Annotated in this window: 24 protein-coding genes; 10 read left to right on the top strand and 14 right to left on the bottom strand. The window is 61.4% G+C overall.

Going from position 1 to position 26,166, the window contains the following annotated elements; all coding sequences use genetic code 11:
* Window positions 1-14 precede the first annotated feature (14 nt).
* Together AC3EC3_RS05025 and AC3EC3_RS05020 are read left to right on the top strand one after the other, a co-directional pair.
* The gene (locus AC3EC3_RS05025) at window positions 15-1,400 is read left to right on the top strand and encodes an NAD(P)H-hydrate epimerase (RefSeq protein WP_488488543.1); all 1,386 of its coding nucleotides are present in this window, start codon (window positions 15-17) and stop codon (window positions 1,398-1,400) included.
* Window positions 1,397-2,686, top strand: coding sequence for a class I SAM-dependent RNA methyltransferase (locus AC3EC3_RS05020; RefSeq protein ID WP_488488542.1), 1,290 nt, complete (start codon window positions 1,397-1,399; stop codon window positions 2,684-2,686). Before AC3EC3_RS05025 ends, AC3EC3_RS05020 begins: the two co-directional genes overlap by 4 nt.
* Window positions 2,687-2,704: 18 nt before the next feature.
* On the opposite strand, the gene AC3EC3_RS05015 is transcribed toward AC3EC3_RS05020, so the two are convergent.
* The 4 genes from AC3EC3_RS05015 to AC3EC3_RS05000 are packed head-to-tail and all read right to left on the bottom strand — an operon-like array spanning window position 2,705 to window position 5,930.
* The gene (locus AC3EC3_RS05015) at window positions 2,705-2,965 is read right to left on the bottom strand and encodes a hypothetical protein (RefSeq protein WP_488488541.1); all 261 of its coding nucleotides are present in this window, start codon (window positions 2,963-2,965) and stop codon (window positions 2,705-2,707) included.
* Window positions 2,966-2,998: 33 nt separating this feature from the next.
* Window positions 2,999-3,973: a threonine ammonia-lyase gene (locus AC3EC3_RS05010; RefSeq protein WP_488488540.1), complete on the bottom strand. Its 975-nt coding sequence runs from the start codon at window positions 3,971-3,973 to the stop codon at window positions 2,999-3,001.
* 57 nt (window positions 3,974-4,030) lie between these two features.
* On the bottom strand, window positions 4,031-4,675 hold the full coding sequence (locus tag AC3EC3_RS05005; protein WP_488488539.1) for a class I SAM-dependent methyltransferase: 645 nt from the start codon (window positions 4,673-4,675) through the stop codon (window positions 4,031-4,033).
* Between the two features lie 4 nt (window positions 4,676-4,679).
* Window positions 4,680-5,930, bottom strand: a complete 1,251-nt coding sequence (locus AC3EC3_RS05000) for a BtaA family protein (protein WP_488488538.1) — start codon at window positions 5,928-5,930, stop codon at window positions 4,680-4,682.
* 273 nt (window positions 5,931-6,203) lie between these two features.
* Between AC3EC3_RS05000 and AC3EC3_RS04995 the strand changes: the two genes are divergently transcribed.
* The 4 genes from AC3EC3_RS04995 (at window position 6,204) to AC3EC3_RS04980 (ending at window position 10,601) form a co-directional block, all read left to right on the top strand.
* Window positions 6,204-7,415: a saccharopine dehydrogenase family protein gene (locus AC3EC3_RS04995; protein WP_488488537.1), complete on the top strand. Its 1,212-nt coding sequence runs from the start codon at window positions 6,204-6,206 to the stop codon at window positions 7,413-7,415.
* 61 nt (window positions 7,416-7,476) lie between these two features.
* Window positions 7,477-7,827 (top strand): DMT family protein, encoded by a 351-nt coding sequence (locus AC3EC3_RS04990; RefSeq protein ID WP_260923041.1) that lies wholly within the window; start codon window positions 7,477-7,479, stop codon window positions 7,825-7,827.
* 46 nt (window positions 7,828-7,873) lie between these two features.
* Window positions 7,874-9,052 (top strand): carboxynorspermidine decarboxylase, encoded by a 1,179-nt coding sequence (locus AC3EC3_RS04985; RefSeq protein WP_488488536.1) that lies wholly within the window; start codon window positions 7,874-7,876, stop codon window positions 9,050-9,052.
* 322 nt (window positions 9,053-9,374) lie between these two features.
* Entirely contained in the window at window positions 9,375-10,601 is a 1,227-nt protein-coding gene (locus AC3EC3_RS04980; protein ID WP_488488535.1) for a type III PLP-dependent enzyme, read from the top strand.
* A gap of 68 nt (window positions 10,602-10,669) precedes the next feature.
* Here AC3EC3_RS04980 and AC3EC3_RS04975 read toward each other — a convergent pair whose 3' ends face one another.
* The gene (locus AC3EC3_RS04975) at window positions 10,670-11,611 is read right to left on the bottom strand and encodes a quinone oxidoreductase family protein (RefSeq protein WP_488488534.1); all 942 of its coding nucleotides are present in this window, start codon (window positions 11,609-11,611) and stop codon (window positions 10,670-10,672) included.
* Window positions 11,612-11,750: 139 nt separating this feature from the next.
* Between AC3EC3_RS04975 and AC3EC3_RS04970 the strand changes: the two genes are divergently transcribed.
* Window positions 11,751-12,161: a MarR family winged helix-turn-helix transcriptional regulator gene (locus AC3EC3_RS04970; RefSeq protein WP_488489201.1), complete on the top strand. Its 411-nt coding sequence runs from the start codon at window positions 11,751-11,753 to the stop codon at window positions 12,159-12,161.
* Here AC3EC3_RS04970 and AC3EC3_RS04965 read toward each other — a convergent pair.
* From AC3EC3_RS04965 to murI, 4 genes are all read right to left on the bottom strand, one after another.
* Entirely contained in the window at window positions 12,158-13,261 is a 1,104-nt protein-coding gene (locus tag AC3EC3_RS04965) for an NADH:flavin oxidoreductase/NADH oxidase (RefSeq protein ID WP_488488533.1), read from the bottom strand. The two genes, AC3EC3_RS04970 and AC3EC3_RS04965, sit on opposite strands and share 4 nt — an antisense overlap.
* A gap of 142 nt (window positions 13,262-13,403) precedes the next feature.
* A complete protein-coding gene (gene hemA, locus AC3EC3_RS04960) occupies window positions 13,404-14,618 on the bottom strand; it encodes a 5-aminolevulinate synthase (RefSeq protein ID WP_488488532.1) in 1,215 nt (404 codons plus the stop codon).
* Window positions 14,615-15,517, bottom strand: a complete 903-nt coding sequence (locus AC3EC3_RS04955; RefSeq protein ID WP_488488531.1) for a hypothetical protein — start codon at window positions 15,515-15,517, stop codon at window positions 14,615-14,617. The genes hemA and AC3EC3_RS04955 overlap by 4 nt, the downstream gene beginning before the upstream one ends.
* Window positions 15,514-16,443: a glutamate racemase gene (gene murI / locus AC3EC3_RS04950; RefSeq protein ID WP_488488530.1), complete on the bottom strand. Its 930-nt coding sequence runs from the start codon at window positions 16,441-16,443 to the stop codon at window positions 15,514-15,516. The genes AC3EC3_RS04955 and murI overlap by 4 nt, the downstream gene beginning before the upstream one ends.
* A 146-nt stretch (window positions 16,444-16,589) precedes the next feature.
* Between murI and plsY the strand changes: the two genes are divergently transcribed.
* The 3 genes from plsY to topA all read left to right on the top strand — a co-directional run bounded on the left by plsY (window position 16,590) and on the right by topA (window position 21,050).
* Window positions 16,590-17,192, top strand: a complete 603-nt coding sequence (plsY, locus tag AC3EC3_RS04945; protein ID WP_488488529.1) for a glycerol-3-phosphate 1-O-acyltransferase PlsY — start codon at window positions 16,590-16,592, stop codon at window positions 17,190-17,192.
* On the top strand, window positions 17,189-18,325 hold the full coding sequence (gene dprA, locus AC3EC3_RS04940; protein ID WP_488488528.1) for a DNA-processing protein DprA: 1,137 nt from the start codon (window positions 17,189-17,191) through the stop codon (window positions 18,323-18,325). Before plsY ends, dprA begins: the two co-directional genes overlap by 4 nt.
* 127 nt (window positions 18,326-18,452) lie before the next feature.
* Window positions 18,453-21,050, top strand: coding sequence for a type I DNA topoisomerase (gene topA, locus AC3EC3_RS04935; RefSeq protein ID WP_488488527.1), 2,598 nt, complete (start codon window positions 18,453-18,455; stop codon window positions 21,048-21,050).
* 10 nt (window positions 21,051-21,060) lie between these two features.
* Here the strand turns inward: topA and AC3EC3_RS04930 are convergent, their stop codons facing one another.
* From AC3EC3_RS04930 to lepB, 5 genes are read right to left on the bottom strand one after another with little or no spacing between them, the layout of a single operon-like run.
* Window positions 21,061-22,578 carry an ArnT family glycosyltransferase gene (locus AC3EC3_RS04930; protein ID WP_488488526.1) on the bottom strand — a complete coding sequence of 506 codons (1,518 nt, stop codon included), beginning with the start codon at window positions 22,576-22,578 and terminating at the stop codon, window positions 21,061-21,063.
* 43 nt (window positions 22,579-22,621) lie between these two features.
* Entirely contained in the window at window positions 22,622-23,671 is a 1,050-nt protein-coding gene (locus AC3EC3_RS04925; RefSeq protein ID WP_488488525.1) for an SGNH/GDSL hydrolase family protein, read from the bottom strand.
* Window positions 23,668-24,585 carry a GTPase Era gene (era, locus tag AC3EC3_RS04920; protein WP_488488524.1) on the bottom strand — a complete coding sequence of 306 codons (918 nt, stop codon included), beginning with the start codon at window positions 24,583-24,585 and terminating at the stop codon, window positions 23,668-23,670. Before era ends, AC3EC3_RS04925 begins: the two co-directional genes overlap by 4 nt.
* Entirely contained in the window at window positions 24,582-25,250 is a 669-nt protein-coding gene (rnc, locus tag AC3EC3_RS04915; protein WP_488488523.1) for a ribonuclease III, read from the bottom strand. Before rnc ends, era begins: the two co-directional genes overlap by 4 nt.
* A gap of 2 nt (window positions 25,251-25,252) precedes the next feature.
* Entirely contained in the window at window positions 25,253-26,143 is an 891-nt protein-coding gene (gene lepB, locus AC3EC3_RS04910) for a signal peptidase I (protein ID WP_488488522.1), read from the bottom strand.
* Window positions 26,144-26,166 lie beyond the last annotated feature (23 nt).

Here is a 26,166-nt window from a genome sequence, read left to right as displayed (position 1 = left end):
GCGAGTAAAGCCGGATGATCCTGACTGCCGCTCAGATGCGCGAGGCCGAAAAGGCCTTGATCGCCACCGGCACAGATGTTCACGAACTGATGAAACGCGCCGGAGAAGGCGCTGCGCAATGGATCTGGCGCATGGCGGCGGGCAGGCGCGTGACCGTGCTGTGTGGCCCCGGAAACAATGGCGGTGATGGCTATGTTCTGGCCGAGACACTGCGCAAGCGGGGCGGCGATGTCGTGTTGATCGCCCCCCTTGAACCCAAGGCCGAGGCGGCGCAGCGCGCCCGGTCCTTGTGGCAGGGGGAGATATTGCAAGATGCAGATGCGACCGCGCACGGCGATGTCTTCGTCGATGCGTTGTTCGGATCGGGTCTTTCACGTCCGCTTGAAGGCGAAGCACTGGCACTGTTGCATGTGCTTGCTGCGCAGCATCGCCACAGGGTCGCGATTGATCTGCCTAGCGGCGTGCAGACTGATACCGGCATGGCGCTCAATCCGGGGCTGCCGTCGTATGATCTGACGCTGGCGCTCGGCGTCTGGAAATTTGCCCATGTGCTGATGCCTGCCTGTGCGATGATGGGCGAGAAGCGGCTGGTTCCGATCGGCGTCGCGCCGGTCGATGGCGCGGCGAGGATGATCGCCCGCCCGAGGATCGCAAGGCCCGATGCCGACGCCCACAAATATACGCGTGGGCTGCTCGCGGTCGTCGGCGGGGCGATGCCCGGTGCGGCGATCCTCGCCAGCCTTGCGGCGCAGGGTGCCGGTGCGGGCTATGTGAAGCTGTTTGCCGAGAGCAAGCGCAACTGCCCCGCAGACCTCGTGGTCGATACCGGCGATCTCGCCGAAGTGCTGGCCGATCACCGCAATGCCGCCGTGCTCGTCGGCCCCGGCCTTGGTCGCGATGGCGTCGCGCGCGAACGACTGGCCACGGCGCTGGCCGATCCGGTGCCGGTGTTGCTCGACGCCGATGCGCTGGTGCTGCTTGCGCCACGTTTGCTGGCAGAGCGCGATGCGCCGGTTGTGGCGACGCCGCATGAAGGCGAACTGGTTGCACTGGAACGCGCGTTCGATCTCGACGGCAGCGGCAGCAAGACCGTGCGGGCGCTCGCGCTGGCGCGGGCGAGCGGGATGATCGTGGTCGCCAAGGGACCGGATACCGTGGTCGCCGCGCCCGATGGACGACTGGCCTGTTCGGCAGGCGCGAATCCATGGCTCTCCACCGCAGGGACGGGCGATGTTCTCGCGGGAACGATTGCCAGCAGGCTCGCTACGGGTGCCGAGGCGTTCGAGGCGGCCTGTCAGGGAGTGTGGCTTCATGGTGACGCTGCACGGCATTGCCGCCCGGCCTTCATCGCAGGACAGCTTGCGCAGGCGATACCCGCTGCGCTAGCGGCCTGCCTGTGAACGACGACATCTACGAAACCGCACCCGAGCCGGACTTCGGCTCTGAGGAAATCCTGCGCATCGCCGCCAAGGGCGATGGCATCACGGCCAGTGGCCGCTTTGCCTGGGGCGCGGCGCCCGGCGACATGCTGCTCGCCGACGGTACGCTTGAATGGGGGGCGCATCACGTCGAGCCGCCTTGCGCGCATTTCGGGCGTTGCGGGGGCTGCCAGCTCCAGCAGTTGGATGAGGAGAGCCTGATCGCCTTTGTCGAGGCGCGGGTCGCCAACGCCTCATCTTCGCAGGAACTAGGTGCCGAAACGATCGCCGCGCCTTACCTTTCGCCACCGAAAAGCCGTCGCCGCGTTTCGCTGCGTGCGGAAAGTTCGGGCGGGCGGATCGTCATCGGGTTTCGCGAGGCGCGTTCGCACCGGCTGGTCGAACTGACCGAGTGCCATGTAATGGCGCCGGAGCTGTTCGCGCTCGTTGGACCTTTGCGCAAGCTGCTCATCACGATGGGCAAGGCCGCTCCTGCCAAGAAGGGACCGCGCGGCCCGGTCAAACACCAGCAGGCGCGCATGGCTGCGGATATCGAGATGACGCTGACCGAGCAGGGCGTCGATCTCGGCATCAAGGGGCTGACCGCCGAGGGGCTCTCTGCGACCGAGGACATGCTCGATTTTGCGCGCGCGCATGGTCTGGCACGCCTGACGATGGACGGCGGTTACGGTTTCGAGACGGTGTGGGAGCCTGAACCGGTCTCTGTCCGTCTGGGATCGGTCTCTGTCCCGTTCAACCCCGGCTCGTTCCTGCAGGCGACGCTCGATGGCGAGGCTGCGCTGGTGGCTGCGACCACGCGCTGGCTGGAAGGGCAACCTTTTGTCGCGGATCTGTTTTCCGGTCTTGGCACGTTTGCACTGGCGCTCGCCGGGCCACAAACCAAGGTCCTTGCCGCCGAAGCGGCGCGCGATGCCCATCTCGCCTGCAAGTCGGCAGCGGACAAGGCCCAGTTGCCAGTGTTCAGCGTCCATCGCGACCTGTTCCGCAACCCGCTGCAACCCGATGAACTCAATCGGTTTTCTGCCGTCGTACTCGATCCGCCACGGGCTGGTGCGCGCGAACAGGTGGAATGCATCGCCGACAGCACGGTCAAGCGTGTGGTCTATATCTCGTGCAATCCCTCAAGCTGGTCGCGCGATGGCGTGCGGCTGATCGAGGCAGGCTTCCGGCTCGCGGAACTGCGCCCGGTGGGACAGTTCCGCTGGTCGACCCATGTCGAGCTGGCGAGCCTGTTTATCCGCGACTGACGAGAGTTCAGGGTGCGCTCAGCCGCCCTGAACCTTGTCCAGCATATCCATGAAATCGCGGGCGGAATTGCGATCAGCCTCGTTGTCGAACGCCACGTCGAGGCCGGGAGCCGCGCCGAACATGTGCATCAGTGCCCAGAGCGCGAAGCGGCGGCCCGAATCGGTTTCGAGGCCGAATTCCACCTGCATACGCTCAACGCCCGATTCGAGTGCGTCGGGCGAAAGCGTGGCGAGGTCCTCGGTGCCGAAGAAGCGGCGAAGCTGATCGTCCAAATCCATGCGCGGGGGCATCCCAGAACGCCCCCATCACTGTCAATCGTCGCTCGCGATAACCTGGGCAAAGGCGGGGGCATCGGTGTTCCCGCCCGAAAGGATCACGGCAGTCCGGTCTGTCAGTTCGACCTTGCCTGCCAGCACGGCGGCCAGTGCTGCGGCGCCGCCCGGTTCGATTACGAGGTGCAGCTTTGCAAAGGCAAGCCGCTGCGCCGCGCGGATTTCGGCGGGTGTGGCAATCAGGCCGAAAGGGCAGCGTTCTTTCAGGATCGCGAAGTTGATCGGCCATGTCGCGGGCGTTTGCAGCGCATCGCAGGCGGTCGGCGGGGCATCGGGCGCGATGCGCTGGATCGTGCCGCTGGCAAGGCTGCGAGCAACATCGTCCCAGCCTTCGGGTTCGACCGGGACAATTGCGGCGCCGGGGCAGGCCAGCGCCAGACCGGCGGTCAGCCCGCCACCGCCGCACGGCGCGACGATCTGATTCGGACCGTCGATGCCCATCGCGGCCATCTGCGCGACGATCTCGATCCCGGTGCTCCCCTGACCTTCGATGACCCACGGGTCGCCATAGGCATGGACGAGCGTGGCGCCGCGCTCGGCACAGACGCGGTTTGCCACCTCGTCGCGGTCCTCACCGCCGGGCCGATCGTAGAGCACGACTTCGGCACCGAGCGTGCGGGTATTGGCGAGCTTCACGCTCGGGGCATCGACCGGCATGACGATCGTCGCGGCGATGCCCAGCTTGCGTGCGGCCCAGGCGACACCCTGCGCATGGTTGCCGCTGGAGACGCCGACGACGCCTGCCGTGCGCTCTTCCGGCGTGAGCGCGGAAAGGCGATGCCAGGCGCCGCGAATCTTAAAAGCACCGACGGGTTGCAGGTTCTCGGCCTTGCACCAGATCGTTCGACCCTCGACCTCTAGCGGCAGCAGCGGGGTCTGGGGCAGGATCTCGGACACGAGACGGGCGGCGAGGGCGACACCCTCTGCGGTGGGCTGGCGGAGTACGGTGGTCATGATTGCCAGCTTAGGGGCGGGAACCCGTTGTTCGCAATGATGAATTGTCGCTCTGGATCATGCTGGGCGAGAGAGGCGGATCAGGCGGTAGTAGCCAAGCGCCCCCCGCAGGCTTTCCATCGCCAGTCCCTTGCGACGGGCGAGGTCCTGCGCCGCTGCTTCCAGATCGAGGCGTGGGGTCACATGAAAGTGTGTGAGCCATGCCCGCAACACGGTGCGGGCGGGCGTTGGAAGCCCACGCAGGTCCCCGAAATCCACCACGTCCAGCCGTCCGCCGGGCGCAAGGGCATCTGCTCCGGCCGCGAGCGCAGCGTGCCAGTCGGGGATCATCGAGAGGGCGTAGGATATCGCCACGCGGTCGAACCCCGCCACGCCGAACAGCACCTGCGGATCGAAGCGGGTGGCGTCGCCCTGAACGAGACGGCTCGACGCGGTCAACCGCTTGCGGGCGTTTCGCAGCATTTCCTCAGAAATATCGAGGCCGTACAGCGTCACGCCGGGACAGCGCCTGCCGATCAGTTCCAGATTGCGGCCCGTCCCGCAGCCCAGTTCCAGCACCGTGGAGCCCGGCGCGGCAGCGATTTCGCCGATCAGCCGGTCGCGACCGAACAGGAAGTACTTGCGGGTCATATCGTAGATATGCCGCTGCCCGCGATAGACGCGGTCCATCAGCGCGGCGTGATCGGGAGCTGCGGTCGCCATCGACTCAGGCCTTGCGGAGATAGAGATGAACGCCGCCATAGATCGACGAGCGATCGTCTGCAGTCGCTCTGGCCGATTCGGCTTCGCGATAGTCCCAGCGTGAGAGGATTTCATCGGGCACGCGGCCGGGCAGCAACGAGGGTTCCGCGGCAGTGCGGAACAGCACGCGTGCGCCGGGGCGAGCGGTGCGGGTGATCTCGGACCACAGTTCGGTCAGCTGTCCGTCGGTCATCCAGTCCTGTGCATCGAGCAGCACATAGCGGTCGAGTGAGGCATCGGCGCTTTCCTGAAGGACATGGATGAAGTTCGCATGACGAAGGGTTATCCGGCCCAGACGCTCACGCACGACCGGGACATTGCTTTCCTGAAGCCACGGCGGCAGCGGTGCTTCCGGAGCACGGCCATAGCCGCGGGAGAACGCCTGCCAGGCGAAGTAGTTGTCGTTCAGCGGGAAGTGGCACGCGAGCTTTTCAAGGCGCGCGCGCAGCACATCGGCCATCTTCTGGCCGCCTGCGAGCGCATCGTATTGCGCGGGTGGAATGCCGAGCCCGAACAGAGAGGCAGGCTGGTCGGTGAGCCAGCGGACCATGCGGCGCTCGAACACCGGGGCAAAGCGTTCGTCGAAGATGCGACGCTGTTCCTCAAGGTCGCGCGCTTCGAGGATTTCGCGCGGATCGATGCGATAAAGTTTGGCGACGGCATGGGCGAGGCCGATGAACCCGCCCAGCAGGCCCTTGCGATAAATGCCCCTGGAGAAGCCCTCGATGCGGCGGCGTCCGACCAGATCACGACCTTCCCAGTAGCGCCGCGTGGCCTCGTCCAGATGCGGCGCAAGGTGGACCCTGTAGGTCGCCAGATTATCGGGGTGATCCGCCTCGACCACGAAGCGGCGGAGCGCGGCATAATCGTCGAGGTGCGTCAGCGCGGCGTGCTTCAGGCGATTCAGTGCGATATGCGCGGTGTTGAGATCGACCACCGTGATCGCTTCGGGATTGGCGGTGAGGTAGGACAGCGCGTTGCAGCCACCGCTCGCGATCGTCAGCACCCGGCTGTCGGAGCGAATATCGAGCGCGGCCATGTCGGCCACCGGATCTTCCCAGATCTGCGCATAGACGAGACCCTTGAAGGCTATCGCAAAAGCCCGGTCGAGCAGGCGCGCACCGCGCGGGCTCTCGTGGCGCACGACCGCGCCTTCGATCAGGGTGTTGGGCTGTCTGGCAGAAGCACGGGGTTTGCTTGCGGATGTGGGCTGCATGGTGAGAGTGTCCCTTGGCGCAGCAGCGCGTCTGATGCCCCCTTTGCGGATGTCCGGTGACCGGGCGATGACGCGGCGATGGCACAACCGTGACGATTGGCCGACCAGATGCGGCAGGCGATGCAGGAATTTCCAAGTCTGATAACCGGCACGGCTTGTGTTGCCGCACGTTGTGTTGTCACATCCGGGCACTATATGCGGCGCTTTCGCGAGAGGGCCGGACTGAGCGGCGCAAACCTCGTCGCAGGGAAATCTGGGTCAAGGAGAAGTACGGTGAGCAAGGTTCTGGTGATCGGCGCAGGCGGCGTCGGCTCGGTCGCTGTCCACAAGATGGCGATGAATCCCGATATTTTCAGCGACATCCATCTCGCCAGCCGCACGGTTTCCAAGTGCGAGGCGATCGCGGAATCGGTGAAGGCGCGCACGGGCGTCACGATTGGTACTTATGCGATCGACGCCGACGATGTGGCGGCCACCAGCGCGCTGATCCGCGAGATCGGCCCCGAACTGGTCGTTAACCTGGCGCTGCCCTATCAGGATCTGGCGATCATGGACGCCTGCCTTGCCACCGGCACGCACTACATGGACACCGCGAACTACGAGCCCAAGGACGTGGCAAAGTTCGAATACCACTGGCAATGGGCCTATCAGGAGCGCTTCAAGGAAGCGGGCCTGATGGCGCTGCTCGGCTCGGGCTTCGATCCGGGCGTGACCAGCGTGTTCGCGATGTGGCTCAAGAAGCACAAGCTCAAGACCATCCGCACGCTGGACATTCTGGATTGCAACGGCGGCGATCACGGTCAGGCCTTTGCCACCAACTTCAACCCGGAAATCAACATCCGCGAAGTGACCGCACCGGCACGCCACTGGGAGAACGGCGAATTCGTCGAGACCCCGGCGATGGGCAGGAAGGTCGAGTTCGACTTCGAGGCCGTCGGCCCCAAGAACATGTACATGATGTACCACGAGGAGTTGGAAAGCCTCGCGAAGTTCCTGCCCGAGATGGAGCGTGGCCGCTTCTGGATGACCTTCGGGGACGAGTACATCAAGCACCTGACCGTGCTGCAGAACGTGGGCATGACCCGCATCGACCCGGTGACTTACAACGGCGTCGAGATCGTGCCGCTGCAGTTCCTCAAGGCCGTGCTGCCCGAGCCCAGCTCGCTGGGCGCGACGACCCGGGGCAAGACCAATATCGGCGATATCGCGACCGGCGAAGCGCTCGATGGTTCGGGTGAGAAGACGTTCTACATCAAGAACATCTGCGACCACGAAGACGCTTTCGAGGAAACCGGCAACCAGGCCGTCAGCTACACCACCGGCGTTCCGGCAATGATCGGCGCGGCGATGATCCTGACCGGCAAGTGGAATGGTGAAGGCGTGTTCAACATGGAGCAGTTCGATCCTGATCCCTACATGGACATGCTCAACCAGCATGGCCTGCCCTGGACCGTGGAAGAGCTCGACGGACCGGTGCAGTTCTGATTGGACACGGTGTTCCGCTTCGATCTGCGGGGCGGAACACCGTATCAAGGGTATTCCGCGCATGAACTGGTCCTTCGTTGCGCCCGTCGCGCTGCTGGCAGGGTCCAACCTATTCATGAACACGGCGTGGTATCTGCACCTGAAACTGCCGGGCAAGGCGCTGTGGCTGGCGATCCTGATGAGTTGGGGTATCGCCTTCTTCGAATACTGTCTGGCGGTTCCGGCCAACCGGATCGGTAGTTCGGTCTATTCGTTGGGGCAGCTCAAGGTCATGCAGGAGGCGTTCTCGCTGCTGGGCTTCGTGCTGGTTGCCTGGGCGCTGTTCGGCCAGAAGCCGGGCTGGAACGAGATCATCGGCTTTTGTCTTGTCGGGGCAGGGGCCTGGTTCATTTTCAAGGGGCCGCTGGGCTAGAGCCGCGGCTTCCTTCATCCGAATACAGACGAAAGGCACGCATCACATGGAAACCAGAGCCGGCGATCCGGGCGCCTTTGCGGACTTCGACCTGTCGCGCGTCGACAGCCCGGCCTTCGTGGTGGATGCGGCGAAGCTGCGTGCCAACCTCCAGATTCTGCAGGATATCGGTGAGCGTTCCGGTGCCAAGGTGCTGGCCGCGTTAAAGGCGTTCTCGATGTGGTCGACAGCGCCGATCGTCGGGGAATATCTCGACGGCGTGTGTACCTCGGGGCTGTGGGAGGCGCGTCTGGCTTCCGAGTTCTATGACGGCGAGATCGCGACGTACTGCGCGGCCTACAAGCCCGACGAGCTTGACGAGATCCTGCGCCTTTCCGACCATGTCATCTTCAACTCTCCCCAGCAGATCGAGCGGTGCTGGGCGATCATCGAGGCAGCCCGTGCGCGCGGCGAGGATTTCGACATCGGCCTGCGCGTCAATCCGCTGCATCCCGAAGGCGAAGTGCCCAAATACGATCCGTCGGCGCCACATTCGCGTCTCGGCTTCCCGATCGACCAGCTTACCGAAGAGCATGTCGAGATGATCGACGGCATTCACTTCCACAACCTGTGCGAGCAGGATTTCGAGCCGCTCCAGCGAACCTGGGACAAGGTGTTCGATTATCTCGAGCCCTATTTCGGCCAGCTGGACTGGATCAACATCGGCGGTGGGCACCATGTCACTCGCGCCGATTACCAGCGCGAGGAGCTGGTCGAATTCCTCGCCGACATGGCCGAGGATACGGGCGCGCAAATATATATCGAGCCGGGCGAGGCGGTTGCGCTGGATGCGGGCATTCTGGTCGGCACCGTGCTCGATGTTGGCTGGAACGGCATGCCGGTGGCCATCGTGGACATTTCCGCGACCTGCCACATGCCCGACGTGATTGAGGCGCCGTACCGCCCCGCTATGTTGGCGGAACGGAGCGAGAATGACGCCGAGGCGGTCCGTCTTGGTGGGCCCTCGTGCCTCGCAGGCGATGTGATCGGCGATTACGTGCTGCCGGCCGATCCCGAAGCGGGGCAACGTTTCGCATTCCTCGATCAGGCACATTATTCGATGGTCAAGACCACCACCTTCAATGGCGTACCCTTGCCTTCGATCTGGTTGTGGGATTCCGAAACCGACTCGCTCGAATGCATCCGCAAGTTCGACTACGAGGATTTTCGCGATCGCTTAAGCTGAGTGAGCAAGGGAACGGTCCATCGCGCGTCAGGTGCCTTGTGTCCGTTTCCACCCCGCTTCAGGGAGCTTCTGTCCGTTTCTGTTGTTTGCGAAATGACAGTTCCCCGGTGGTAACGCCGCGTAGACAACATATTGTGATGGAAGGGGAAAATTTCATGGGCCAGCCATGTCCTTTTACCTTTGTGACACTTCCGTGAAAACGCTCGTTTTTCTCTTGCGATTCGAACGATGCGGCCTATATCCGGCCCCTCGCTGCCCCATGGGGACTTCCAAACCGCAAGGCAGCTCTTGTCGTTAACACACCGTTTGGGGGTCCCTTGAGTTGCACATTTTCCCTGACGCATCGGCTGTAGCGCGCGAACTCGCGCCCGACGAACCGGTTATTGTGAACCGCCCGCATGCTGCGGCGCGTGCTGCCCGATTCTTCGCCACGAAGTTTCCGGGCAAGTCGCTTTATGCGGTGAAGGCAAATCCGTCGCCGGACCTTGTCCAGATCCTCTGGGACAACGGCATCACGCATTACGATACCGCTTCCATCGCGGAAATCCGGATGGTTCGCTCGGTATTGCCGACTGCGACGCTGTGCTTCATGCACCCGGTGAAGACCGCCAGCGCCATCCGCGAGGCCTACTTCACGCACAACGTACGCACCTTCAGCCTCGACACGCAGGAAGAACTCGAGAAGATTCTCGAAGCGACTGCGGCCGAGGATGGAACGTTCGCCAAGGATCTGCGTCTCTGCGTGCGCCTGCGCGTCAGTTCGGAATATTCGGAACTGAGCCTGGCCTCCAAGTTCGGCATCGATCTCGCCGATGCAGGGGAGCTTCTCCAGTCTACCCGTCAGGTCGCAGACTGGCTGGGTGTCTGCTTCCATGTCGGTTCGCAGGCGATGACGCCGTTCGCCTATGTGCAGGCGCTCGAGCGCGCTCGTGCGGCGATTGCCGATGCCGGCGTCGTCATCGACATGATCGACGTGGGTGGCGGGTTCCCGTCGTCCTACCCGGGCATGGAACCGCCGCCGCTCGAAGATTACTTCGCGATCATCCACCGTCACTTCGAAGCGCTGCCGATCGCCTACAACGCAGAGCTGTGGTGCGAGCCCGGCCGTGCGCTTTCGGCTGAGTACAACTCGCTGATCGTGAAGGTGGAAAAGCGTCGCGGTGATGAACTGTTCATCAACGACGGTGCCTATGGCGCGCTCTACGATGCCGCACATGTCGCATGGCGTTTTCCTGTTCGTCATATCGCTCGCAACGCCAGTGATGTCGAAGCGGCTCTCGACGCCACGGATCTCAAGGACTTCTCGTTCTACGGCCCGACTTGTGACGATGCGGACTTCATGGAAGGGCCCTTTGTGCTTCCCGCCGGAATAAAGGCTGGAGACTGGATCGAGGTCGGCATGCTGGGTGCTTACGGTGCGGCGATGCGTACCGCGTTCAACGGCTTCGGGCAGGGCGATGTCGTGATCACGACCGACGAGCCGATGGCTAGCCTTTATACGGGGCGTCCGGACCCTCGGGTTTCGGACAATGTCGTCTCATTGCGCTGATTAAAGCGCATGACTTGAGAGATATGACAAAGCCCGGCGAGGTAAAAAACTCGCCGGGCTTTGTTGTGTCAAAGGGTCAGGACAATCCGTTCGCGGCTTTTCGTTGACCACGCCCTTGTTACATCTGCCATGGGTATTGGCAGGAGCGGAACTGTCCAGCCTCTTGCGGTGGCGGCGTTGAAGACCTCCGAGATGGAGGCGAGCAAGCGATCCGTTCCTACGCTTCCAATTCCGCTACCCATCAGTTCGATGGTGCTCGATCGCAGGACGGCTGCTGGCAGGGCAATGTCGGCAGCGGATATCGCGCCGATCTGAATAAATCGCACGGGCTTGCTTTTTGGGGAATGTCTCGCGGCGGAGACGAGGGCAGCGCGGGCGCTCGGTCCCCAGAGATAGTCGAGCACGATATCTACGCCTTCCTGGAAGTGTCTGGAAAATCGCGTTTCCAGTTCTTCTCCGGTAACATCCAAAGCGATCACTTCGTCAGCGCCGAGCGCTGAGAGCAAGGTTTTGTCGCGCCCTGTAGCAATAACGCGAGCGGCGCCAAGGTGGCGGGCTATGCGAACCGCCAGGCTTCCCGATGCTCCGGTCGCGCCATTGATGAGGACGGTTTCACCGACCTGGATCCTGGCGCGCTCACGCAATGCGGCGCATGAAGACATGCCGGGATTTGCCATTGCTGCTGCCTGTAAGGGGTCAAGACCAGCGGGAATGGCGATTGTCTGCGTATGTGCGACTGGAACGCGTTCGGCCATTGCGCCGTAAGGTGTACGAGGGAGCGCAAAGTATATCGGCTTGCCGTCAGGGGACCAACCTACGCCGTCCACGCCGGCAATGAAGCCGGATGTGGCGGTGTCGCTGTAATGACGACCGGAAGCTCGATTGCGGGTCAATTGGCTGAGTGCTGCGGCGACGATGTCCACGACAATCTCTTGTTCATTGGCAACAGGTGCTTCGAAGTCATCCCATATCGGCGGATTGCCTGCGGCGGTGACGACGGCTGCTTTCATGGGTTGCTCCCCGCGGGATGAAGTGTATGCGTATTACACATATATAGGTCGATAATGGGTGGCAAGAAAATACATGTATAATGCACTCATAACCGAAAGGCTTCGGGAACTTCACGGTGCCTTGCTGGAAATTGTGGCGATGATGAACGGCGCGGAGCGTGACGAAATGCTTATTCGCGAGGCAGGAATCCAGCTTGATCGCGCGCAGTTTCCGTTACTGGTGGCTGTCGATCGCTTCGGTCCGATCGGGGTCGGCGATTTGGCGGACAGGGTAGGTCGTGACTACACGACGGTCAGTCGCCAACTGGCGACGATGGAAGAACGCTGCCTTATCGTGCGGGGAACAAATTCACGGGACCGTCGCGTTCGCGAGGCGCGGATAGCGCCTGCCGGATCAGTGATGGCGCGTGCCATCGATATCGCACGCGATCGCGTACTGAGCCAGGCATTTGCAGACTGGACGGCAGACGATCTCGACGATCTCGTGACTTTGACGTGCCGCCTTGCCGAAGCGATGCGGCGAGGACAACATGTGGTCAAGAACGATTAGGCACGGGTCAAAAGGTCTGGCAAGCCATGTGGCTGGCATCGCCTGTATTGGGGAGGCGCTTTGACCTGTGCCCCAAGCGCAGCGGCGGCATGCCACGGCCAGCGAGGATCGTAAAGCGCGGCGCGAGCGATCGCGATCAGATCGGCATCCCCTGCCTTGAGGATACTTTCAGCCTGCTGGGGCTCGGTAATAAGGCCGACGGCGATTACCGGAATGTTGACGGCAGCCTTTACATCGTGTGCGAGCGGAACCTGATAGTTCGGTCCTACCGGGATGTCCTGACTCGGCGCAAGACCTCCGCTGGAAACGTGGATACTGTCGCAGCCGACCGCTTCGAGCGCTTTTGCGAAGGCAATGGTCTGTTCGATGTCCCAGCCGTTTTCCACCCAATCCGAGGCGGAGACGCGAACCGTTACGGGTTTGTGTGAAGGGAATGCTGCGCGTACAGCTTCAAAGATTTCCAGCGGAAAACGCATGCGATTTTCCAGGCTGCCCCCGTAAGTATCGCCGCGCATATTGGATAACGGCGACAGGAACTGGTGGAGCAGATACCCATGTGCGGCGTGGAGCTGGATTCCATCGATATCAAGCGCTTCAGCGCGTTTTGCGGCGGCAACAAAGGCGTCGCGAATGTTCTCCAAACCCTTTGCATCCAGGGGTGTCGGTGCGTTCTCGTGGGGTGCGTGAGGCAGAGCTGACGGTGCCACTGTCTGCCATCCGCCGATAGCGCTCGGTGGGATCTGTGCGCCGTCGTTGTCCCAGGGCTTCTCGCAACTGGCTTTGCGCCCGGCATGGCCGAGCTGGACGATGACGGGAATATCCGACCAGCGCCGGATCGAGGTGAGAACTTCCTTCATGGCGGCTTCACAGCTATCGTCATACAGACCGACATCGCCGCTGGTAATCCGGCCCTCCGGCGTGACGGCTGTCGCCTCGATAGTGAGAGCGCCTGCGCCGGAGTGCGAGAGCGAGCCCAGGTGGCTCAGGTGCCAGTCGTTCATGCATCCGTCCTGTGCCGAATATTGGCACATCGGGGCAATGACGATGCGATTGGAAAGCTTAAGCCCGCCAACCTGAATTGGTTCGAACAGCTTCGCCATGGGTCTTGCGTTCCTTTGTCGAACTCGAGAGAGCGCGAGCAATATCGCGCTAAACGGCGCAATCAACGTGGTGAGCAGATGCGAAATGCCAAGAGGCAGGGATAAATATCCCTCGCCTCTCAGCTACTTGCCTTGAAATGTCTTATGCGGCGACGCGCATGTCCAGGCGTTCCCAGATTTCGACAAGGGCTTGGGTGAGTTCGCGCATCATCTCTTCCGTGTGCGCAGGCCCCGGCGTGAAACGTAGCCGCTCGGTTCCGCGGGGTACGGTCGGGAAATTGATAGGCTGTACATATGCGCCATATTCGGCAAGCAGGATGTCGCTGATTTTCTTGGCCTTCACGGGATCGCCGACGAGCAGCGGCACGATGTGCGTGGTCGAGTCCATGACCGGCAGGCCTGCCTCCCGGAACATCGTTTTCATCATCGCTGCCGAACGCTGCTGCCCGTCACGTTCAACACTGGAACTCTTTAGATGGCGTACCGAGGCGAGCACCCCGGCTACGAGGACCGGGGAGAGCGATGTGGTGAAAATAAATCCCGGCGCATAAGAGCGAATGCAGTCGATGATGCGCTGACTGGCTGCAATATAGCCGCCCATTACGCCGAAGGCCTTTCCAAGCGTGCCTTCGATCAGATCGATACGGTGTGCTGCCATGTCCCGATCAGTGATGCCGCCGCCGCGTGGTCCGTACATGCCCACGGCATGGACTTCATCGATGTAGGTCAGTGCTCCGTACTTTTCTGCCAGATCGCAGATGGCATGGATTGGCGCGATGTCGCCATCCATCGAATAGACGGATTCAAAGGCGATCAGCTTGGGTAGCGCCGGGTCCGTTTCAGCCAGCAATTCTTCTAGATGATCAAGGTCATTATGCCGAAAGACCTTTTTCTCGCAGCCGGAATTGCGAATGCCGGCGATCATGCTGGCGTGATTGAGTTGGTCCGAGAAGATGACGCAACCCGGCAGCAGTCGCGCGAGTGTAGATAGAGTGGCATCGTTCGAGACGTAGCCGGATGTGAAGAGCAGGGCGCCTTCCTTGCCATGAAGGTCGGCCAATTCGCGCTCAAGCTCGATATGGTAGTGGGTGTTGCCGCCGATGTTGCGGGTGCCGCCTGAACCGGCGCCGACATCGTGAAGCGCTTCTTCCATCGCCGCGATTACCTTGGGGTGTTGTCCCATCGCAAGATAATCGTTCGAGCACCACACGGTGATCGGCTTCGGGCCGTTATGACCGGCGAAGCAGCGCGCATTGGGATAGGCACCCTTGTTGCGCAGGATGTCGATGAAGACGCGGTAGCGTCCTTCGGAATGAAGTCGGTCGATCGCCTGATCGAAAATCCGATCGTAATTCACAGAGCGTGTTTCCTGCCTTGGTTCGGCGTGCTGCTTAAGCCCCTCGCGGGGGCCATTACAGGATTGTCGCGCGGATGACCAGATACCAGACCCAGATCACCGTGATCGTCAAAACCGTACTGGATTTCGCGCATTGGATGCAGGTCATGCCCCTCGACGATCTCCATGTCAGGCGCCTCGCGATGAAGCGCATTGATGGTCATCAACCAGGAACTGAGTTCCAGCCTGTCCTGAGGCCGCCGGAAAGAGGTGACATAACGCGCCGGAGGGTGGATCTGTCGCCAGCTTTCCCGCAGCGTGGCCGCGTCCCCGGTAAACAGGAACTCCCGACCGTTCTGGAGCCGGACAAAATACATAGCCGATTCGTCGGTGAGGCCAGGGGTCGGAATTTCCACGATGCCTGCCGACACTGCGTGCGGCGCGACATTCTTGAGCGTTGATGCATGAGCGGTGCCCGCAACGCGCTTATGAAGTGGGAAATTACTCAGATAGAGGCGAATTCTGGCTTTGTTTACAACGATATTCACTCGCTTCTGTGCGGCGATGTTGTAGCTGACGATATCAAACGCATTGGCTGTTTCCGGGGTTATCCCGGAGTCGACGGTGATCGAGGAGCCGTCCGAGGTGACAATCTGGAACGCGCGAATGGATGTGGGCGATGACCATAGACCTGCACCCGCGGCCAGAAAATCCAGGGGCACATAGCGTATGCCGATCATTTCTGTGCGGATGCCGACAGGCGCGGCGCCTGGCGCTTCCAGCGCAAGCGTTCGCAAATCGGTGATCTTGAGGGGTTTCGCATGAGCGCCGTCGGTTCCGGCGTTGATGAAGTACCAGTAGAAGGGAATACCCAATGCCAGCAGCAGGACCGCTAAAGCAATATTGATGCGGGGGGTCAAAGCACGTCGATCCCGGCGAGGTCATAGCGCTCCAGCGTGGCTGCGTATGCGTTGATGTCAGTTGGTGGTGCAGTGAATACGGCTCGATCAGGACGGATACGCTGAAAAGTCTGGCCGCTTGTCAGTCTTGCGATCTGGTCGGCGATGCCGGCAGCACCGTCAACGAATAGCATGCTCTGGCCGCATATTTCGCTCAGTTCCGATTGCAGCAGCGGGAAATGCGTACACGCGAGGACAATCGTGTCCATCTCGTCTCCACCGGGTTGATCCCGCAGCGCTGTAATGGCAGCCTCGACGTCAGCCATGTTCACCGGTTCGCCGCGAAGTTTCGCTTCTGCTGCGGCAACCAAAGCAGGCGCACCATGCCGCAGCAGGCGTTTGCCGAATGCGAATTCCTGCTCCAACCTGTCTATGTAATTTTGTCTAATGGTCGCTTGTGTGCCAAGCAGGCCGATCACACCGCTGCGTGTCATCGCAGCTGCCGGTTTGATGGCAGGTACTGTCCCGACGATAGGCACTTCCAGTACTTCGCGCACCATGCCCAGAGCAATGGTCGAGGCGGTATTGCATGCGATGCAGACAAGTCGGGGCTGGAACCGTTCGGTCATCCGTCCCAGTAATCCTGCAACGCGTGCGGCTATCTGGGCTTCGGTCTTCGTGCCATACGGAAGGCCTGCCGTATCCGCTGCATACAACAGGGGAGCGTCGGGCAGCTTGCGACGAACCGCGTCGAGCACTGTCAGACCGCCAACCCCGGAATCGAAAAGCAGGATCGGAGCTGAAGGATCGACCTTCAACGTCGCCGGCTGATGAAGATTCTCACATGTTTTTACCGATGGAGCGGAATCGCCCTTGGTTTGGGATGGGGCAGTGGCGGGATGATTTTCAGATGGTGCTGGCATGAAATCTTCGGAGTGGCGCCACATGCGCCGAGGCAAGGTCTACAGGTCACGATGATCGGAGAGACTGTGTGCCTGTCGTGACGGCCGATGGCAACCTTGCAGCGACATACCGTAGCGGTTTGGATGAAGAACTCTTTCGCCAAATTCGTCCGAGCGGTTAAGGAGTGGCTATGCAATGGATTCTCCCTTTACTGCTGGGCTACGCTCTGGGCTCGGTTCCCTTCGGTCTGCTGTTGACCCGCGTGTTTGGTGCAGGTGATCTTCGTGCCATCGGCTCGGGGAATATCGGTGCGACTAACGTCCTTCGCACGGGGCGCAAGGGCCTCGCCGCGGCAACACTTGTTCTGGATCTTCTCAAAGGCCTTGTCGCGGTTCTGCTTGCTGGTGCTTTCTGGCCAGAAATTAGCGGTCCGGCGGCCACCAGTATTGCCGCGATCGGGGCATTCGTCGGTCACTGTTTTCCGGTCTGGTTGCGCTTTCGGGGCGGCAAGGGCGTGGCGACGACGGCAGGCATCGGTTTTGCGCTTGGCTGGCCAATCGGGCTTGCTTATGCGGCGACGTGGATCGGTTTGCTGGCGCTCGTGCGTATTTCCTCGATTGCGGGAATGACTGCAGCCGTTGTCGCGCCGCTTGTCGCGTTCGCAACCGGCCATCAGGAGAACGGGATAGTGCTCGCCGTGATTGCCGCCCTTGTCCTCTTTCAGCATCGTGAGAACATTTCTCGCCTGCTATCCGGTACAGAGCCCAAAATCGGTAGTGGCAAGAAGGCGTGAGCACGACCGAGGCCATCTCGCAGGACGAAGCTTTCTCTCGTATTCGCCTGCTGAGGTCGCCTCATATCGGGCCGGTTTCCTATGTTCAGTTATTGCGCCGCTTCGGTTCGGGCGCTGCGGCGCTGGAGGCTCTTCCTGAACTTGTCGGACGAGCAGGGCGCAAATATGTCGCGGCGTCGATCGGGCGCGTGCAGGACGAAATTGCGGCAATGCGCAAGTCTGGCGCACGATATCTGTTTCATGATTCGCCAGACTACCCCGAATCGCTGCAGACAAGCGATGGCGCGCCGCCGATCCTGACCTGGAGAGGAGATCTCGGGCAGGTTCATAAGCCTTGTGTCGCGATTGTCGGTGCGCGCAACGCCTCAGCGGCGGCATTGCGGCTAGCGCGTGAATTTGCACTGGAGCTTTCCGAGGCGGGCTTTGTCGTGGTGTCGGGCCTGGCGCGCGGGATCGACGGCGCCGCGCATAGGGGCGCGCTTGCGGCAACCTGCGGCGCAGGCACCGTTGGTGTGATCGCATCGGGAATCGACGTGTCCTATCCATCCGAGCACGCCGATCTTCAGGAACAGATAGCGCTGGAGGGCTTGCTCCTGGCCGAACAGCCCTGCGGCACGGAGCCGCTTGCCAGGCACTTCCCGACGCGAAACCGCATCATCGCCAGCTTGTGTTCCGGCACTGTCGTTGTGGAAGCGGCCCCGAAATCCGGATCACTCATTACCGCCAGACTCGCCGGCGAAATGGGGCGAGAAGTGATGGCGATACCGGGCTCACCGCTCGATCCGCGCTCTCAGGGATGTAACCAGTTGATCCGGGACGGCGCTATTCTGGTACAGAATGCAGGCGACGTGATGGAACTCTTGCAGGACTTTTCAGGGATGCCTCGTGGCGTAGTTCGCGAACCGGAAACAGCCTGGACGTCGGTGGATGAGAATGAGGGGAGAGGGCTTGGCGATAGCCGTGCATCACCATCGGTGAATGCATTGCTGGGCGGAGCACCGGTGGCTATCGACGAACTGATCCGTCAATCGGGAGCGAATGCAGGCGATGTGCAAATGGCTCTGCTCGAACTGGAACTGGCAGGCCGCCTCGTGCGGCATGCCGGAGGGCGTGTCAGCCTGCTGGATTCCTGATTGAGGTCTCTGTCAAATGCCTGCCATCAAACAGGCCTCTTGACGAGACCGTGAACAGGCAACCACCTTGTACGTGTACATGCATGCGCGTAGGTGCGCGCGTGCGAGGGGCATCTGAAAGTTTGTAATGCAGCTAGTCATCGTCGAATCTCCGGCCAAGGCCAAGACCATCGAGAAGTACCTGGGCAAGGATTACCGGGTGCTCGCCAGTTATGGCCACGTCCGCGATCTGCCGCCCAAGGACGGCTCCGTTCGTCCGGACGAGGATTTCGCGATGGACTGGGAGCTTTATGGAGACAAGCAGAAGCAGGTTAAGGCCATCGCCGATCTCGCAAAGGAGGCCGACCGCCTGATCCTCGCAACTGACCCTGATCGCGAGGGAGAGGCAATTTCGTGGCATGTGCAGGAATTGCTGCGCAAGCGCCGCGTACTGCCCAAGGACGTGCAGCGCGTCACTTTCAACGCGATCACCAAGGACACCGTTACCAAGGCCATGACCCAGCCACGCGAGCTGGATCAGGACTTGATCGACGCTTATCTTGCGCGCCGTGCGCTCGACTACCTGTTCGGTTTCACACTCTCTCCGGTGCTGTGGCGCAAGCTGCCCGGCGCCAAGTCGGCCGGACGCGTTCAGTCCGTAGCGCTACGTCTGATCGTCGATCGCGAGCGAGAGATCGAGGCGTTCAAGCCTCAGGAGTACTGGTCGGTTGCGGCGCAGATGGCGCATGACGGATCGGACTTCACTGCGAAGCTGGTGACGTTCGAGGGCCAGAAACTGGACCGCCTCAGCATTGGGGACGAAGGCACCGCGATGCGGGCCAAGCTGGCTGTCGAACAGGGCGCCTTCAAGGTCGAGGGCGTCGAGACCAAGCCGCACCGCCGCAATCCGCAGCCGCCGTTCACGACTTCGACCCTGCAGCAGGAGGCCGCGCGCAAGCTTGGCTTCTCGGCCAGCCAGACCATGCGCGTGGCGCAGACGCTCTACGAGGCAGGCGCGATCACGTATATGCGTACCGACGGTGTGCAGATGGATCCCAGCGCCATATCTGCCGCGCGCGCGGCGATCTCGGATCGCTTCTCGGGGCATTATCTGCCCGAAAAGCCCCGCCACTACGAAACCAAGGCGAAGAACGCGCAGGAAGCACACGAAGCGATCCGCCCCACCGATTTCACCAAGGAACGCCATGGTTCGGGTGACGAGGCACGGCTTTATGATCTGATCTTCAAGCGAGCGATGGCCAGCCAGATGGCCTCCGCTGCGCTGGAGCGCACGACGATTACGCTGCGTGACGGCACCGGTCGTCATGAACTGCGGGCATCCGGACAGGTCGTGAAGTTCCCCGGCTTCCTTGCAGTCTACGAAGAGGGGCAGGACAACAAGTCTGACGATGACGATTCCGGCCTTTTGCCGTTCATGAAATCGGGCGACATGCCTGCGAAGAAAGACGTTCTTGCAGAGCAGCACTTTACTCAACCCCCGCCGCGGTTCTCTGAGGCAAGCCTGGTGAAGCGTCTTGAGGAACTCGGCATTGGGCGCCCGTCGACGTATGCGGCAACAATTCAGGTGCTCAAGGACCGCTCCTATGTCCGCACCGAAAAGAACCGTTTCTTTGCTGAGGAAACGGGACGGTTGTTAACGTCGTTCCTCGAACGCTACTTCGATCGTTATGTCGCGTACGAGTTTACTGCCGGAATGGAGGACGAACTCGATAACGTCTCGGGCGGGCGTCAGGAATGGAAGGCGTTGCTCGAAGACTTCTGGCGCGATTTCAAGCCCAAGTCCGACGAGGTCATGGAGAAGAAGCCTTCGGAAGTGACCGAGGCTCTGGACGAATTTCTCTCCGACTACCTGTTCCCGGCGAAGGCGGACGGCACCGACCCGCGTGTTTGCCCCAAGTGCGGTGATGGGCGGCTAAGTCTGCGCGGAGGGCGCTACGGCGCTTTCGTGGCCTGCTCGAACTACCCTGAATGCAAGTTCACCCGTAAGTTCGCGCAGCCCGGCGGCGCTGAAGGCGAGGGTGAGGAAGAAGGGCTCGGGAAGGACCCTGAGACCGATCTGGAAGTGCTGCGCAAGGTGGGACGTTTCGGACCGTATATTCAGTTGGGCGAGGGGAAGGAGGCCAAGCGCGCTTCTATTCCCAAAGACATCGACGAACTGACGCTGGAATGGGCCCTCAAGTTGCTCAGCCTGCCGCGCACGGTTGGCGAGCATCCGGAAAGCGGCAAGGAGATCACGGCCAGTATCGGTCGATATGGCCCTTATCTTGCCCATGATGGTAAATATGCGCGTTTGCGTAATACAGCCGAAGTGTTCGAGACGGGTATGAATGCTGCGGTAGCCATGCTGGCTGATTCTGCCAATCGCGGTGGACGGGGAACCAGAGCAAAGGCGGAGCCCATCAAGGTGTTGGGTGCGCACCCAACCAGCGGTGGGGAAATGCAGGTTCTGGCGGGGCGCTATGGCCCCTATGTGACTGATGGCACGACAAACGCCACCCTTCCGCGCGACCAGAAACCGGAAGACCTCAGTGCCGAGCAGGCTGTAGCCCTGATCGACGCGAAGGTCGCGAAGGGCCCTTCAACCAAGAAAAAGGCACCTGCCAAGAAGAAGGTGCCTGCTAAGGCTGCAGTGGCGAAAAAGTCCTCTACAGCAAAGAAGAGCCCGGCAAAGGTCAAGGCTCCGGCGAAGGCAAAGACGGCCAAGGCTGCAGCTGAGACTGAATGAATGTGTCGCTCTACCGTCCGTGCTCGCGCAGGCGGTAGAGCACAAGGTCCAGCTTGCCGAGATTGGTCCGGGCATAAAGTTCGTAGTTATGGGTAAGCGCGGCATGGAGCATGGGGCGGACCACAAGGTTCGCCTCGCTCATGTCGGGCTTGGCGTTGACGACTATGACGCCGGGGTGGTGATCCAGAATCCTCTGCAACGCTACGCGTGAATCCACGCCAAGCGCGACCGAATCCACTCGGCGCGAGATGTGCGAGGGGAACACGAAGCGTGAAGCGGTGCAGGCTTGGGTGGCGGAATAGAGCGCAGCATACCCTTCGAACACGTAGAGGCAGCGCCCATGCAGATTGGGCGAAATGAGAGCTGCTGCACGGTCAAGATCTGCGCGCCCGCCGTATTTACGATAGGTGCCTATTGTGATCGCACTAGCCGCGATGACCAGAAATGACAGAATGAAAGCGGTCACGATCCGCTTTCCAGGGCGCCAGCCCATAACGGGCGAGAGCAGAACCGCAAAGGAAGGCAGCAGAGCGGCGGTATAATGGTCGTAATATGTCCCGAAGATCAGGAAGCCGAACGTCGCAACGCCTCCCCAACCCAATAACCAGGCTTGTGTGCCCGGAAGTGTCTGGGCCGTATTATTCTTGGTTGCGAATGGAGGTGTGTGCCGGTGGCGAAGCCAGTAAAGGCCTCCAGCCCAGAACGGCAGTGTCAGAGCAATGTCGGTGGCTAGATCGGATATGCGGTCGAGCGACAGTGCAGCCCCGGTATCCCGCAGGAAGATCGACAGGAAGTTGGCCCAGATAAATTCCTGAGCGTATCCGTGCAGGGCATACCATCCCAGTGCCAGCGCCGTCGGCGCAAGCCCGCTGGCGACCCAGAGGAGGCCTGCTGCAACGAGCTTTACGACGCTTCGGTTCTTGCGCCAGTGCAGCCAGAGAAGCACGATTCCGAAGGCAATTCCTTCGAATACAACGGTGTACTTGATCTGGAGCGCCAACCCGACCAGTAGCATGGCGGCTGCGCCACGGATAACAAGATGATCGGGGCGCTTCTGCGTCGCCAGTGTCAACATGATGCCGGCTGCAAGCACCATCGGCAGGTTATAGAACACCGGCGATTGGCCGCCTGAGCAACGAAATATAGCAAGGCCGAGGATATACGTGATGGCAGCAAGGCATGAGCCTTGCCGGTCCGCAATGCGGGAGGCCAGTCTTTCTATAGCAACAGCGGTCAGGAGGACACTGAGCGCGGCTATCAGTTGGTATCCAAGCACGCCGCTCCCAAATAGGGCGTGGGACGCGGCATAGATCAGGAACAGGCCAACCGGCTTGCGGTCCCAGATGTCGACGAAAGGCACGGAACCGTGCAGCATGCGTTCGCCGACAAGATTGTAGAAGGTCTCGTCTGAATGGATCAGCGGATCGCCGAACAGCGGCGACCTGCAGGCGAGCACGACGATCGCCAGTAAAAGCCAGCCAAGGATGGGCCCGCGTCCGGCCTGAAAACGCGAGAAAGAAGAACTCATGTCGGAGATGCCTCCAGGCATGGGACTGCGACTGCCCGCGACGTCAGGCAGGTGGCGTTGGCGCCACTGGATCGTTGGGTGGAGGCACAGCCTGATCGGTCGAAGTCGCCGCAGGCTGTGCAGGGGGGGATGCCGCAGGCGGATTGGCGAGCCAGTAAGCAATGCCATCCGCCGTTGCCTTCATCCCGGCAAGGTTGAGATGCCATTGCAGACCGTTGTGGCCGTCGTACCCCTTGGGAGAGCCGATCATCCACGGGTCAGTGTCGCAAGGGGTGTGGGTGGCCGAGGATTTATCCATTTCGACGACAAGAGCGTTGTTTGTGCGCCCGGCGCGATCGATGATCTCGGATAGGCGACGACCGATGGTCCGGATGATCTCTGCGTCGCTTTCGCTGATTGGCGTATCGGCGCAAAGCTTGCCGGTTGCCGGGAGGGGCTGGAGATACTGGACGAAAACCAGTTTCGCTCGCGGCGCAAGCTGGTGGATCCGTTGGGCAATGCGCCCAAGCTGCACCTCGTCGCGTTGATAATCTGCCTCTGTCGGTACGCGCAAGGGATTGCATGGGCTGACGGTCGATACTGCCGTCTGCGGCCTGCGACGGTGATCTTGCTGACAGGTCGCGCTGAAAAGGTTGCCAACGTAAGTAAGGTCATTTCCTCCGATTGTCAGCGTCACGAGCCTGGTTGCTGCATTAACGCCGGAAATTTGCGCAGGAATGTCCCCCCAGGGGCCGAGGATGTGTTCGGTAGTGGCACCCGAGCAGCTATGATCGACCAGGGTTAGGCCGAACTTCTTCGCAAGGAGCGACGGGTAGTTATTGGCGCTTTGCCCACATCGCGTTGCCATACCGGGTTTGCCCGGCGGCAGCATCGGGCCTGCGGCATACGACGAACCCATTGCAACGTAGTTTCCGCCTGCCAATGCATTCCGGAGCGTCTGCTCGGCAGAGGTGAGCGGAACTGCGCCACTCATGGCAGCAGTGGTCGCAGGTGTGCCTGAAGGATCTTTCTGCGTGGCGTTGGCGACAGGCGCAGCAAGGCTGGCTGCGATAAGCAGAAAAAGAGGGGCGCCCCCCCGTAGCAGCGATTTCATTTCACCCAGTCCAGCCCGATCTCTTCATAGATGTCGCGCTGGTCGGCCCAGTTTTCCTCGACCTTGACGTGAAGAAACAGATGCACTTTCTGGCCGAGAACCTCGGTCAGCTCCTTGCGCGCCGCTTCGCCGATCGCCTTGATCTTGGTGCCGCCCTTGCCCAGCACGATGGCGCGCTGGTTGTCGCGGGTCACGACGATCTGCTGGCGAATCTCGACCGAGCCGTCCTTTCGCGGCACATAGGCCTCTGGTCGCACTGCAGCGTCATACGGCAACTCTTCGTGAAGCTGCCGATAAAGCTGTTCGCGGGTGATTTCGCAGGCGAGCAGGCGTTCGCTCGCATCCGAGACCTGGTCCTCGGGATAATGCCAGGGGCCTTCCGGCATCAACTTGGCCAGCCAGGTCTTGAGCTCCGGCACACCGTCGCCGGTCAGCGCAGAAACGAAGAAGACCTCGTCAAACTGAACCTCGGCGGTAAACTCCTGAGCCAGTACCAGCAGCTTTTCCTTGGCGCCGGCGTCGACCTTGTTGAGTACCAGCACCTTGCGCTCCGGACGCTCTTTCAGCGTTTCCAGCAGCGGCATCAACTCATGGCGGCGCAGTTTGACGGTATCGACGATCAGCAGAAGCGCATCGGCTTCCTGAGCGCCTTCCCAGGCGGCGGCGACCATGGCGCGATCAAGACGGCGCTTGGGTGCGAAAATACCGGGCGTGTCGGCCAGGATGATCTGCGCGCTACCCTCCAGCGCGATTCCCAGAAGGCGCGCGCGGGTTGTCTGCGCTTTCGCCGAGGTGATCGCCACCTTCTGGCCGACCAGCGCATTGACCAGCGTGGACTTGCCAGCGTTCGGCGGCCCGATAACGGCTACCAGGCCGCAGCTCTCGCCTGCCGTTTTAGTTATCGCGCCAGTCATCCGTAAATCCTCATGAATTCCTCGGCGGCCAGTGTTTCCGCCTCCTGCTTGGAGTTGCCCGTCGCGCGGGCGCTTCCGACATTATATACCGAAACCTCGACGGTGAAACGCGAGGCGTGATCTGGCCCGGAACGATCGACCAGGTCATATTCGGGCGTGCGGCGACGATTGCCGGCAGCCCATTCCTGCAAGGCTGATTTTGGGTGCTTGCGCTTTCCTGCCTTGCCTTCCAGCGACGGCGTCCACATTCGCAGAACCATAGCGCGGGCTTCGGGGAAGCCGTTTTCCACGAAGCAGGCGCCGATCAGCGCCTCCATAATATCCCCGAGAATGTTTTCGCTGTCGAGGCCACCATCGTCGCGCGCCTGCTTGCCCAGCAGCATGTGCTCGCTCAGCGAAAGGCCGCGCGCGATATGGGCGCAGGTGGCGCGGCTGACCAGAGCGTTGAGCCGCTGGGACAGGCGACCTTCCGCCTCGTCGCTGGTGCGGAACAGCCATTCGGCCACGACAAGTCCGAGAACCCGGTCGCCCAGGAACTCCAGGCGTTCGTAAGTGCGTTTCTCGCCGGTGCTGCCGTGGGTAAGGGCAGAGCGCCAGAGAGCTTCATCCTTGACGGCATGGCCTGCGATCCGCTCGATGAAATGGCGGGTCTGTAAGGTCAGCAAGGTCAGAACGTGCCTCCGATGCGCGACCAGCGGGCCGCAGTGAACCACGTCCAGGGTTCGTACCACTTCGAGGATCCGTCGGTGGAAAACATCATGAGGGAGGCTTTACCAACGAGGTTGCCTTCAGGAACCATCCCGACGCCTTCGCCTTCCACGGCGGGAAAACGGCTGTCCATCGAGTTGTCGCGGTTGTCGCCCATCATGAACAGGTGGCCCTCGGGCACGACATAGACCCCGGTGTCGTCCTGCGGTGTCTGCAGGAGGTCGAGTACGTTATAGCTCTTGCCGTTCGGCAGCGTCTCGCGGAACTGCGGGTAATTGCAGACCGGGGCGCCCTTGACATCCTTGCCCTCGAACTCGGGGGCGTAGCAATGTGTATTGGGTGTGACGGGCAGCACGAAGTCGGCCACGCGAACCTTCGGAACGGCGATGCCGTTGATGTAGAGCTGGCCGTGGCGCATCTGAATTTCATCACCCGGCAGGCCGATCACGCGCTTGATATAATCAACGTCGTTGCCGGGCGGAGCCTTGAAGATCACCACATCGCCACGCTCTGGCTGATGGGCGAAGATCCGGCCCGGGATCAGCGGCAGGCTGAATGGCAGCGAATACTTCGAGTAACCGTAGTTCCACTTCGTCGCAAACAGGTAGTCGCCATCAAGAAGGCGGGGCAACATGGATTCGCTCGGAATATTGAAGGGCGAGACGATAAAGCTGCGCAGCACCACGACGCCGAGCACCAGCCAGAAAAGGAAGGAGAGGAAATTCTCCTCCTTCTTGGGCTTCTTGTCGGCCGCAGCTGGAGTGTCCGCTTTTTGCACGGGCGGTGTAGCGCTGGCCTGCGAAGGCACTGCGGGTACGGGGGCGGAGACGGTATCGTCGGCGTCGGTCATGGATCGAACCCATGTTGTGCCTT

The sequence above is a fragment of the Novosphingobium sp. BAM6 genome (assembly GCF_057784955.1).
The sequence above is the reverse complement of the archived record's forward strand: the minus strand, read 5'-3'. Positions and strand labels throughout refer to the sequence as shown.